At 62.9% G+C, this 10,478-nt stretch carries 9 protein-coding genes; all 9 read right to left on the bottom strand.

The window, feature by feature from the left end; translation table 11 throughout:
* Nucleotides 1–30: 30 nt before the first annotated feature.
* Nucleotides 31–1,038 carry a hypothetical protein gene (locus ACWNZ3_RS13910; RefSeq protein ID WP_496900313.1) on the bottom strand — a complete coding sequence of 336 codons (1,008 nt, stop codon included), beginning with the start codon at nucleotides 1,036–1,038 and terminating at the stop codon, nucleotides 31–33.
* A gap of 61 nt (nucleotides 1,039–1,099) precedes the next feature.
* A complete protein-coding gene (locus ACWNZ3_RS13905) occupies nucleotides 1,100–2,362 on the bottom strand; it encodes an imelysin family protein (protein ID WP_496900312.1) in 1,263 nt (420 codons plus the stop codon).
* Between the two features lie 224 nt (nucleotides 2,363–2,586).
* Nucleotides 2,587–4,791, bottom strand: a complete 2,205-nt coding sequence (locus tag ACWNZ3_RS13900) for a 3-hydroxyacyl-CoA dehydrogenase NAD-binding domain-containing protein (protein ID WP_496900311.1) — start codon at nucleotides 4,789–4,791, stop codon at nucleotides 2,587–2,589.
* Nucleotides 4,788–5,255: a cupin domain-containing protein gene (locus tag ACWNZ3_RS13895; RefSeq protein WP_496900310.1), complete on the bottom strand. Its 468-nt coding sequence runs from the start codon at nucleotides 5,253–5,255 to the stop codon at nucleotides 4,788–4,790. Before ACWNZ3_RS13895 ends, ACWNZ3_RS13900 begins: the two co-directional genes overlap by 4 nt.
* A 1-nt stretch (nucleotide 5,256) precedes the next feature.
* A complete protein-coding gene (locus tag ACWNZ3_RS13890) occupies nucleotides 5,257–6,468 on the bottom strand; it encodes an acetyl-CoA C-acetyltransferase (protein ID WP_496900309.1) in 1,212 nt (403 codons plus the stop codon).
* A gap of 17 nt (nucleotides 6,469–6,485) precedes the next feature.
* A complete protein-coding gene (locus ACWNZ3_RS13885; protein WP_496900308.1) occupies nucleotides 6,486–7,124 on the bottom strand; it encodes a glutathione S-transferase family protein in 639 nt (212 codons plus the stop codon).
* 96 nt (nucleotides 7,125–7,220) lie between these two features.
* Nucleotides 7,221–8,369 carry an acyl-CoA dehydrogenase family protein gene (locus ACWNZ3_RS13880; RefSeq protein ID WP_274574042.1) on the bottom strand — a complete coding sequence of 383 codons (1,149 nt, stop codon included), beginning with the start codon at nucleotides 8,367–8,369 and terminating at the stop codon, nucleotides 7,221–7,223.
* 37 nt (nucleotides 8,370–8,406) lie between these two features.
* On the bottom strand, nucleotides 8,407–8,619 hold the full coding sequence (locus tag ACWNZ3_RS13875; protein WP_274573814.1) for a hypothetical protein: 213 nt from the start codon (nucleotides 8,617–8,619) through the stop codon (nucleotides 8,407–8,409).
* Nucleotides 8,620–8,664: 45 nt separating this feature from the next.
* Complete coding sequence (locus ACWNZ3_RS13870) at nucleotides 8,665–10,446, bottom strand: acyl-CoA dehydrogenase C-terminal domain-containing protein (RefSeq protein WP_269361131.1); 1,782 nt, start codon at nucleotides 10,444–10,446, stop codon at nucleotides 8,665–8,667.
* Nucleotides 10,447–10,478: the final 32 nt, after the last annotated feature.

Genomic DNA, 10,478 nt, shown 5'->3' with positions numbered 1-10,478 from the left:
CTTTTGGCTGGCTGTCATGACGGCTCCTTCTTAGAACGATACGACAGCCGCCAGGCCGACCGCTGTCGATTTTACGCCGCCCACGTCAAAGCGGGCCAGGCCAAAGTTGATCTCGCTGTTGTCGGTTATCTGCCGGTCTATCCCAAGGGCGAGCATCTTGTCACGGCCTGCGCCGCTGGTGTTCACCACCGTCCCCGTGCCCGAGAATGACCATTGGTCCAGCACATATGTCGCGCCGAGGGTGCTGTAGGTTGCATCCGCAGCCGTGCCGCCCGCGCCACTGAAATGGGCCATTTCGCCGATCATGTCCCAGCCATTGCCGAAATCATGGGCCAGCCCGGCCACAACACCGTTTTCATCCGAGACATCGCCCGTGCCCGCTGCCAGGTGGCGTGCGCCGACCCATGCGGTGGTGGCGCCAAATTCCCGGCTGAATTGCAGTGCGATGTTGTTCAGCTTGCCGGTGTTGCCGACGCCGCCCGCCGCCACCGAATTGCGCCCGCGCCGGTTGCCGATGCTGTCGCTCAGAACACTGTTGTCGGCATAAAACACCGCAAGGGACAGGGTGCCATCCGCGCCAAGGGGCGTATCGACGGTCAGGCCGATCATCTCGGCCAGCTCGTAATCGCCCGAGAGCGAGGTGCCGTAATAGCCCGGTGCATCGTCCCAGGTCACGCCGAAAACCGGGCTCAGCTTGCCGACGGAGACCAGCGTTTCACCAAAGGCGAAGCGCAGGCCCAGTTCATTGACGTAAAGCCCCAGGTCATCGAAGCTGCGGTCGTCGGTAGGGTCTGTGACGGATTCCAGCGTCAGCCCGCCGAAGGCGGTGATGCGGTCGGTGATCGCCGCCTCGAACGCGGCCTCGATGCTGAGGTAGAGATCGCTGAATTCCGCCGTCGGATCATCCGAGCTGACCGTACTGTCAACGCCGATTTCGATTTCGGCTTCCCAGGTGAAACCTGCGTCCTGAGCCTGTGCCGCATGGCCACAAAGCATCGCGAGGCCGCAAAGCCCCGCAAGGTGTGTCTGTTTCTTCATTGTTATTGTCCTGTGAGAATTTGAGACCTGGCTGGCAGTAAGGCTGGCTGATCCGGTTTGCTTATTGGAAGACGGCGTTGGGATTGTCCAGACTGTCGGAACCTTCAAAGGCGACCTGATCGAGCCCCAGAACCTTGACCACGCGTTCGATCGTGCGGGTCTGGTCGATCAGCCCGTTGACCCCGCCCATGATCAGCGCCTCGCCGCCTGCATTGCCGCGCTCCAGCATCTGGTCATAGGCAAAACCGGCTTCGGCCGCGGTCTTGATCCGCCCCAGCGCCAGCATCGTTGTGCTCAGCTTTTCGCGCATTTCTGTGTCCAGCGCCGGGTCGGTCTCTGCGACCAGATCGGAGAGCGAGGGGCCGGAGACCAGCGTGCCGTCAACACTGACATATTCACCCAGATAGGTGCTCTGCACGCCAAGCCCGTCGTAGTAATGGCTGTTGTGGGTGTTGTCGGAAAAGCAGTCATGCTCTTCTTCGGGGTCGTTCAGCATCAGGCCAAGGCGCATCCGCTCGCCCGCCTGCTCGCCATAAGACAGCGAGCCCATGCCGGTCAGCATCGCGGCAAGCCCTGCGTTCTCGTCTTCCAGCAGCGCGGTCCTGGCGGCGCCGCCATCGGCCCATTGTGCGGCCATCCACTCCAGATCCGAGACCAGCAGGTCGGTGGCGGCAACCAGATATTCGGCGCGGCGGTCGCAATTGCCATTGGTGCAATCCTCGCCCATCGCATAATCGGTCCAGGGGCGGTTGCCGGCACCCGCGTCATGGCCGTTCAGGTCCTGACCCCAAAGCAGGAATTCGATGGCGTGGTAACCGGTGGCCACATTGGCCTCGATCCCGTCGGCCTCGTGCAGGGTTTCGCCCAGCAGTTCGGGGGTGATGGTGCTGGCATCCACCTCGGTCCCGGACAGGGTGAAGGTCGGGTTCGCGATGACGTTCAGTGCGGCCAGCCCGTTTTCGTCGGATGGCCCGCCATAGCTGGCATCGACGTAGTCAATCAGCCCTTCATCCAGCGGCCAGGCATTCACCTTGCCTTCCCAGTCGTCGACGATGGCATTGCCGAAACGGTAGACCTCGGATTGCTGATAGGGCACCCGCGCCGCCAGCCAGGCCTGCCGCGCCCGGGTCAGGCCCATCGCCGAGGGGGCGTCCAGAAAGCTGGCAACAGCCTCCTGCAGGCGCTGGGCGGTGGTCAAACTGTCCGCGTATTTCGCCGCTGCGATATCGGCATAGGTCTCGATCACCTCGGCCTTCTCGACAGCCAGGGCCGGAGTGGCGCAGATCAGCAAAGCAGCGGTGGAAAGAAGTGTGGAACGTTTCATCGGAATGTCCTTTTGGTATCTGGGTCTGCCGTCCACCTGTTGACGGCAGGTTGGTAAGGGCTGGCTGGCCCCTTTTATACCCGAGCGAATTGATAAGGAAATAGTATCCGACGAAAAAACTAGGATAAAGCGGCCGGATGCCGCACGATGCATTGTCGCAGCCTTTTGGCAGGACATGAAAAAGGGCGCCGAAGCGCCCCTTTCCGATCAGATACGAAGGGCGGTCAGGCCGCCGCCTCAGCCTTTGGCCCGAAGCGGCCATAGAAGGTCTGGTTCTTCTCGGCCATCTCGCGCAGCAGGTCGGGGCATTTGAAGCGGGGGCCGAACTTGGCTTCCAGCTGGTCGCAGCGTTCCGCCGCATAGGGTGTGCCGATCATGTCCAGCCAGGAGAAAGGCCCGCCCGACCAGGGGGCAAAGCCCCAGCCCAGGATCGCGCCCACGTCACCCTCGCGGATGTCCATCAGCACGCCTTCCTCCAGCGCGCGCACGGCTTCCAGCACCTGCACGAACATCAGCCGGTCCTGGATTTCCTGCAAGTCAGGCTGTTCCTCGGCCAACGGGTATTTGTCGTGGATGCCCTTCCAATAGCCCAGGCGCTTGCCCTTTTCGTCATAGTCGAAATAGCCCGCCTTGGCCTTGCGGCCCAGACGGCCCAGGTCTTCCATCCAGACGATCAGGTCGTCGGCCTCGGAGGCGGGGTATTCGTTGCCCATGGCCGCCTTGGTGGCGCGCATGATCTTGGTCGCCAGATCGACAGAAGTTTCATCGCCCAGCTGCACCGGCCCCACGGGGAAGCCCAGCAATTGCGCGGCGTTGTCGATCAGCACGGGGGCCACGCCCTCGGTGATCATGCGGTTCGCCTCGCCGCCATAGGGGATGATGCAGCGGTTGGCATAGAAGAACCGCGCGTCGTTGACCACGATCGGGGTCTTGCGGATCTGGCGCACATAGTCGAGCGATTTGGCCACCGCACGGTCGCCGGTCTTCTCGCCCTTGATGATCTCCACCAGCGCCATGCGTTCGACGGGGCTGAAGAAGTGGATGCCGATGAACTGCTCAGGGCGGCTCGATGCCTGGGCCAGCCCGGTGATCGGCAGGGTCGAGGTGTTGGAGGCAAAGATGCAATCCTCCGGGATCACGGCCTCGACCTTCCGGGTCATTTCGGCCTTCACCGATGGGTCCTCGAACACCGCTTCAATGATCAGGTCACAACCCTTGAGCTGCTCCAGATCCGGTGTGGCGGTGATCAGGGCAAGGGCGGCTTCCTTCTTCTCCGGCGTGGATTTGCGGCGCGCGATGCCCTTGTCGAAATAGGCGGCGGCATAACCCTTGCCCTTGTCGGCGGCTTCCTGATCGCGGTCGATCAGCACCACCTCGATCCCCGCCTGGGCAGAGACCAGCGCGATGCCCGCACCCATCATGCCCGCACCCAGCACGCCCAGCTTCTTCACCCGCTGGTCCGCAACGCCCTCGGGGCGCACAGCACCTTTCTCCAGCGCTTCCTTGTTCAGGAACAGCGACCGGATCATGGCCGAGGACGAAGGGTTCATCAGAACGGAAGTGAACCAGCGCGCCTCGATCTTCAGCGCGGTATCGAAATCGACCAGCGCGCCCTCGTAAACCGCCGACAGCAGCGCCTTGGCGGCGGGATAGACGCCCTTGGTATTGGCATTGACCATCGCGGAAGCGCCCACGAAGGTCATGAAACCCGCCGGGTGATAGGGCGCGCCGCCGGGCATCTTGTACCCCTTGGCATCCCAGGGTTTGACCAGATCGGCGTCCTTGGCATTCAGCACCCATTCCCTGGCCGCGGCCACCGGGTCATCGGCGACCTCGTCGATCAGGCCCGCCTTCACGGCAGCCTCGGGGGCGACCATCTTGCCTTCCAGCAGGAAGGGGGAGGCGGCCATCGCGCCCAGCTTGCGCGAGACACGGGTAGTGCCGCCGGCACCGGGGAAGATGCCGACCATGATTTCCGGCAGGCCGATGCGCGCCTTGGGGTTGTTGGCGGCAAAGATGCGGTGGGTGGCCAGCGGCAGCTCCAGCCCGATGCCCGCAGCCGTGCCGGGCAGGGCGGCGGCAATGGGCTTGCCGCCGGTCAGCTTCTTGGGGTCCATGCCCGCGCGTTCGATCTTGCGCAGCAGGGCATGCATTTTCATCGTGCCCTCGAACAGGCCCTTCGCCGGGTCATCGCCCGCGTCCTGTTTCATCTTGGCCAGCAGGTTCAGGTCCATGCCGCCGGCAAAGGACCCCTCCTTGCCGGAGGTGATCACGATGCCCTTCACGGCGTCGTCGGCCAGGGCGTCGTCGATCAGCGCGTCCAACTCGCTCAGCCCGTCGATGGACATCACGTTCATGGATTTGCCGGGCACGTCCCAGGTGATGATGGCAACGCCGTCGGCGTCGGTCTTCATGGTGAAATCGGTCATTTGGTCTCTCCCTTTTTGGGGTATGGGGTGCCATCGAGATGGGTGAAACCCTGCGGCGTCGCCAGCAGGTCCAGATCGGGATAATGGCAGATGTCGTCTTCGGCACGGGTGCCGACAATCAGATAGGTTGCGGGTTCATCGCTGTGGTTGCGCAGGCAATGCGCGGTGCGGTCGCCCGCCTTCCAGCAGCAGGCGTCGCCCGGTTGCAGCGCGGTTTCCTTGCAGTCCTCGACCACGGTCAGCGCACCGGACAGCAGGTACAGGAATTCGTCTTCCTTCTCGTGCCAGTGCATCTGCGAGGATTGCTTGCCCGGAAGCAGGGTCTCCAGCGCGACGCCGAACTGGGTCAGCCCGCCGGCATCGCCGAAGTTGAGATAGCTGAGGAACCCCCGCCCCAGGTTGAAGGGGTCGGGATAGCCCGACTGGGCTTCGGTCCCGGGAACACTGCCTGCGCGCAAGATCATGTCACACCCGCTCGATGATGGTGGCGGCGCCCATGCCGGAGGCAATGCAGAGCGTGGCCAGACCCACCTGCTTGTCGCTGCGCTCCAGCTCGTCCAGCAGGGTGCCGATGATCATCGCGCCGGTGGCCCCCAGCGGGTGACCCATGGCGATGGCCCCGCCGTTCACGTTGACCTTGTCGTGATCCACGTCAAAGGCCTGCATGAAGCGCAGCACGACCGAGGCGAAGGCCTCGTTCACCTCGAAAAGGTCGATGTCGCCGATGGTCATGCCGTTGTCCTTGAGGATCTTTTCGGTCACCGGAACCGGGCCGGTCAGCATGATGGTGGGGTCGGTGCCGATCTTGGCGGTGGCGCGGATGCGGGCGCGGGGCTTCAGCCCGTATTTCTCGCCGAATTCCTTATTGCCGATCAGCACGGCCGCCGCACCGTCCACGATGCCCGAAGAATTCCCGGCATGGTGGATGTGGTTGATCTTTTCCAGATGCGGATATTTCAGCATCGCGACCTTGTCGAAACCGGGCATGACCTCGCCCATGGCCTGGAACGCGGGGTTCAGGCTGCCGAGGCTCTGCATGTCGGTTTCCGGGCGCATGTATTCGTCGCGGTCCAGGATGGTCAGCCCGTTCTGGTCGCGGATGGTGATGACGGAATTGTCGAAACGCCCCTCTTTCCAGGCCTTTGCCGCGCGCTGCTGGCTGGCAATCGCCAGCTGGTCGGCGTCATCGCGGGAGAACCCGTATTCGGTGGCGATGATGTCGGCGGAAATGCCCTGCGGGACAAAATAGCCCTCCATCGCGATGGAAGGATCGACGGCAATCGCCGCCCCGTCGCTGCCCATCGCCACACGGCCCATCATTTCGACACCGCCCGCGATATAGCCCATGCCGGCACCGCCTCTGATCTGGTTGGCGGCCAGATTCACCGCCTCCATCCCGCTGGCGCAGAACCGGTTGATGGCGAGGCCGGGAATACGCTCATCCAGGTCGGATGCCAGCACGGCAGAGCGTGCCAGACAGCCGCCCTGTTCCATCACCTGGGTCACATTGCCCCAGATCACGTCCTCCACGGCATGGCCATCGAGGTTGTTGCGCTCCTTGACGGCGTTCAGCGTCTGGGAGGACAGGCGCAGCGCCGTGACCTCATGCAGCGCGCCGTCCTTGCGGCCCTTGCCACGGGGGGTGCGCAGGGCGTCATAGATATAGGCTTCGGTCATGGTGGTATCTTCCTTTCTCAGGCGCGGTCAGCGGGGCTGCCGGGCATCAGGTCGTAGGGGGCTTTCCAGCCCGGTTGTTCGGACAGACGCGTCAGCCACGCGTCGATGTTGGGCCAGGCAGAGCGGTCAAAGCCGAAGGGCTCGGGGTAATAGAGGTAGCCGCAGCAGGTCAGGTCGGCATTGGACACGCCGTCGCCCACGATCCAGTCGCGGCCCGCCAGATGTGCGTCAAGCACCGCATAAGCAGCCTTGAGACGGCCAAGCATGAAACCGATGACTTCTGTCGGCCGCTTGTCCTCGGGCAGGAAGTTCATCAGGAAGCGGGTCATCCCGGCTTGCGAGCTGAGCTTGTGGTTGTCCCACAGCACCCAGCGCAGGATCTCGCGCCGTTCTGCCGCGTCGCGGCCACCGAACTTGCCGGTTTTCTCGGAGATGTAATCCTGGATCACGCCGGATTGGGTCAGCCGGACATCGCCGTCGATCATCACCGGCGCCTCGCCCATGATGTTGAGGTCATTGCGGAATTCGGGCGAGCGGCCCTGGCCGCCAAAGAAGTCCACCTTGACCGGTTCCCAGTCGAGGCCGGACAGTTCCAGCGCCAGCGCGGCCTTGTAGCTGTGGCCCGATTCGCCAAAGCAATGGAGTTTGATCGTCATCTGCTGTCTCTCCTGTTTCCGGGGCCGGACCGGGGGTTTCACACCCCCGGACCCCCGTGGGAATATTTATGACCAAAAAGAGCAGGTGCCCGTGCGTCAGAGCGCCCGCGCGATCAGCTCCTTCATGATTTCGTTGGTGCCGCCATAGATGCGCTGGATGCGGGCGTCGGTCCACATTTCGCCAATCGCGTATTCCTGCATGAAGCCGTAGCCGCCATGCAGTTGCAGGCATTCGTCCAGCACCTCGCCCTGGGTGTCGGTCAGCCAGTATTTCGCCATCGCCGCGCGGTCCACGGTCAGTTCACCGCGCAGGTGTTCCGCGATGCAGGTGTCAAGAAAGGCCCGCCCCACGGCGGCCTTGGTCTTGCATTCCGCCAGTTTGAACCGCGTGTTCTGGAACTGGGTCAGCGGCCCGCCAAAGGCTTCGCGCTCCTTGCAGTATCTGATCGTCAGATCGACGGCCCCCTCCATCGACCCCACAGCCTCGCAGCCGATGATCAGCCGTTCCTGCGGAAGCTGCTGCATCATCTGGTAAAAGCCCTTGCCCTCTTCCTGGCCGAGGATGTTCTCGGGTGGGATTTCCACGTTGTCGAAGAAGAGTTCGGAGGTATCCGAGGCATGTTTGCCGATCTTTTCCAGGTTGCGGCCGCGCTGGAACCCCGCTGCGCCCTCGGTTTCAAGCACCACCAGCGAGACCCCTTTGGAACCTTCCTTCGGGTCCGTCTTGGCCGCGACGATGATCAGATTGGCATGTTGGCCATTGGTGATGAAGGTCTTTTGCCCCGACAGCCGATAGGCGTTGCCGTCGCGGATCGCCTTGGTCTTGATCCGCTGCACGTCGGACCCGGCGGAGGGTTCGGTCATTGCCAGCGCGCCCACCATCTCGCCCGAGACCATCCTGGGCAGCCAGCGTTTCTTTTGCTCTTCGGTGCCATAGGCCAGGATGTAATGCGCCACGATGCCGGAGTGGATGCCATTGCCCCAGCTGGCCAGATTGGCCCGGGCGCTTTCGATCAGGATCGCCGCCTCATGGCCGAAGTCGCCCCCCGCGCCGCCGTATTCCTCGGGGATGGAGGGGCAGAGCAGGCCCAGTTCGCCTGCCTGCGCCCAGGTCTCGCGGTCCATCTCGCCCTGCTTGCGCCACTTCTCGAACTTCGGGGCCCATTCGGTGGTGATGAAGGACGCGGCCATATCCGCGATCATCCTGTGTTCGTCCGTCATCCAGTTGGATGATGTCGTGCTCATGTCGTTCATGATCCCTCCCCAGGTCTGTCTTGTCGGCTCAGCGCTTGCGGTCGTCGAGTTCGGCGTTGAAGAGCCTCAGCCGCGCGATCAGGTTTTCCTCGTTGATCACGCTGCCGAAGTTCTCGAACAGGAATGAAAGCGCCTCGCCCTCGTCAAGCCCCGCCTCGTTGCTGAATTTCTTCAGCCGCCTGTACCCGTCCTCCGTCATGGCGACAGGAAAGCGGCGGGTCAGGCGGAAGCGTTTCGGCATCTTAACCTCTTGTTAATAATCAAGGTTTCGCGGCGAAACCGGGGTTCAGAAGTTCGCGGCCTCCAGTGCCATCACCGTATCCGCGCCGGACTGGATGCGGGTCAGGTGCAGCGCCGTGGCAGGCAGTTGCCGCGCCATGTAGTAGCGCCCGGTGGCCAGTTTCGTCTCGTAGAATGAAGCGTCACCCTTGCCCTCCGCAAGCGCCTTCTTGGCTGCCAAGCCCATTTTCGCCCACATCAGCCCGAGGCAGACATGCCCGAACATGTGCATGAAATCATTGGAGCCGGCGAGCGCGTTGTTGGGGTTCTTCATGCCGTTCTGCATGAAGTACATGCCCGCCTGTTGCAGGTCCTTGCTGGCCGCCTTGAGCGGATCGAGGAAACCCGCATCATATTCCGCGTCCTGACCGGCGTTCTCCTTGATGAAACCTTTCACCATGTCGAAGAAAGCCATGACGTGCTTGCCACCGTCCTGCGCCAGCTTGCGGCCCACGAGGTCAAGCGCCTGCACGCCGTTGGCCCCCTCATAGATCATCGCGATCCGGGCATCGCGGGTGAACTGCGACATGCCCCATTCCTCGATATAGCCATGCCCGCCATAGACCTGCTGTGCCTTCACGGTCATGTCGTAACCCTGATCGGTCAGGAAGCCCTTGATCACCGGCGTCAGCAGCGAGACGAGGCCGTCCGCGTCCTTGTCGCCCGCGCGGTGCGCCGCGTCGATCATGGTGGCGCCCCAGAGGATGAAGGCGCGCGCGCCCTCGGCAAAGCTTTTCTGATCCATCAGGCTGCGGCGGATGTCGGGATGCACGATCAGCGGATCGGCGGGTTTGTCGGGGGCTTGCGCACCTGTCACCGCGCGGCCCTGCAGGCGGTCCTTGGCGTATTCCAGCGCATTCTGATAGGCGACCTCGGCCTGTGCCAGCCCCTGCATGCCCACGCCCACACGGGCCTCGTTCATCATGGTGAACATGGCGCGCATGCCCTTGTGTTCCTCGCCCAGCAGGAAACCGGTGGCGCCGTCATAGTTCATCACGCAGGTGGAATTGCCGTGGATGCCCATCTTTTCCTCGATGGAGCCGACGGCGACGCCGTTGCGCTCACCCAGAGAACCGTCCTCGTTCACCATGAATTTCGGCACGATGAAAAGCGACACGCCCTTGATCCCCTCCGGGCCGCCTTCGATCTTGGCCAGCACCAGGTGGATGATGTTCTCGGCCATGTCGTGTTCACCGGAAGAGATGAAGATCTTCTGGCCGGTGATCTTGTAGGAGCCATCGTCCTGCGGGGCCGCCTTGGTGCGCATCAGGCCCAGGTCGGTGCCGCAATGCGGTTCGGTCAGGTTCATCGTGCCGGTCCAGTCGCAGGCGACCATTTTCGGCAGATAGGTGTCTTTCTGCGCGTCCGTGCCATGCGCCAGAATGGCAGAGGCGGCACCATGGGTCAGACCCTGATACATGGTGAAAGCCTGGTTCGCAGAGGAGAACATCTCGCCCACTGCGGTGCCCACGACATAGGGCATGTTCTGCCCGCCGTATTGTTCCGGCATGTCCAGACCCGGCCAGCCGCCTTCCTTGACCTGCTCGAAGGCTTCCTTGAAGCCCTTGGGCGTATAGACGACGCCGTTTTCCAGCCGGCAGCCTTCCTTGTCGCCCACCACGTTCAGCGGGGCCAGAACGCCGGAGGTCAGCTTGCCCGCTTCTTCGAGGATGGCAGAGGTGAAATCGGCTTCCAGCTCATCATAGCCGGGGATGCTGCTGCCGGTCACGTTCAGCACATCATGCAGGACGAATTGCAGGTCTTTGACGGGGGGGGTGTAGCTTGGCATGGGTTTCTCCCTAAAACGCGTGTCGGTGGGGC

This window comes from Sulfitobacter sp. IGS-18, assembly GCF_059628195.1.
This window is presented reverse-complemented; position numbering and strand designations above follow the sequence as displayed.

Excerpts from the sequence above, each read along its gene's own strand:
- ACWNZ3_RS13880 (WP_274574042.1), bottom strand. The coding sequence starts at position 8,369 with ATGAGCACGACATCATCCAACTGGATGACGGACGAACACAGGATGATC.
- ACWNZ3_RS13890 (WP_496900309.1), bottom strand. The coding sequence starts at position 6,468 with ATGACCGAAGCCTATATCTATGACGCCCTGCGCACCCCCCGTGGCAAG.
- ACWNZ3_RS13885 (WP_496900308.1), bottom strand. The coding sequence starts at position 7,124 with ATGACGATCAAACTCCATTGCTTTGGCGAATCGGGCCACAGCTACAAG.
- ACWNZ3_RS13870 (WP_269361131.1), bottom strand. The coding sequence starts at position 10,446 with ATGCCAAGCTACACCCCCCCCGTCAAAGACCTGCAATTCGTCCTGCAT.
- ACWNZ3_RS13875 (WP_274573814.1), bottom strand. The coding sequence starts at position 8,619 with ATGCCGAAACGCTTCCGCCTGACCCGCCGCTTTCCTGTCGCCATGACG.
- ACWNZ3_RS13910 (WP_496900313.1), bottom strand. The coding sequence starts at position 1,038 with ATGAAGAAACAGACACACCTTGCGGGGCTTTGCGGCCTCGCGATGCTT.
- ACWNZ3_RS13895 (WP_496900310.1), bottom strand. The coding sequence starts at position 5,255 with ATGATCTTGCGCGCAGGCAGTGTTCCCGGGACCGAAGCCCAGTCGGGC.
- ACWNZ3_RS13905 (WP_496900312.1), bottom strand. The coding sequence starts at position 2,362 with ATGAAACGTTCCACACTTCTTTCCACCGCTGCTTTGCTGATCTGCGCC.
- ACWNZ3_RS13900 (WP_496900311.1), bottom strand. The coding sequence starts at position 4,791 with ATGACCGATTTCACCATGAAGACCGACGCCGACGGCGTTGCCATCATC.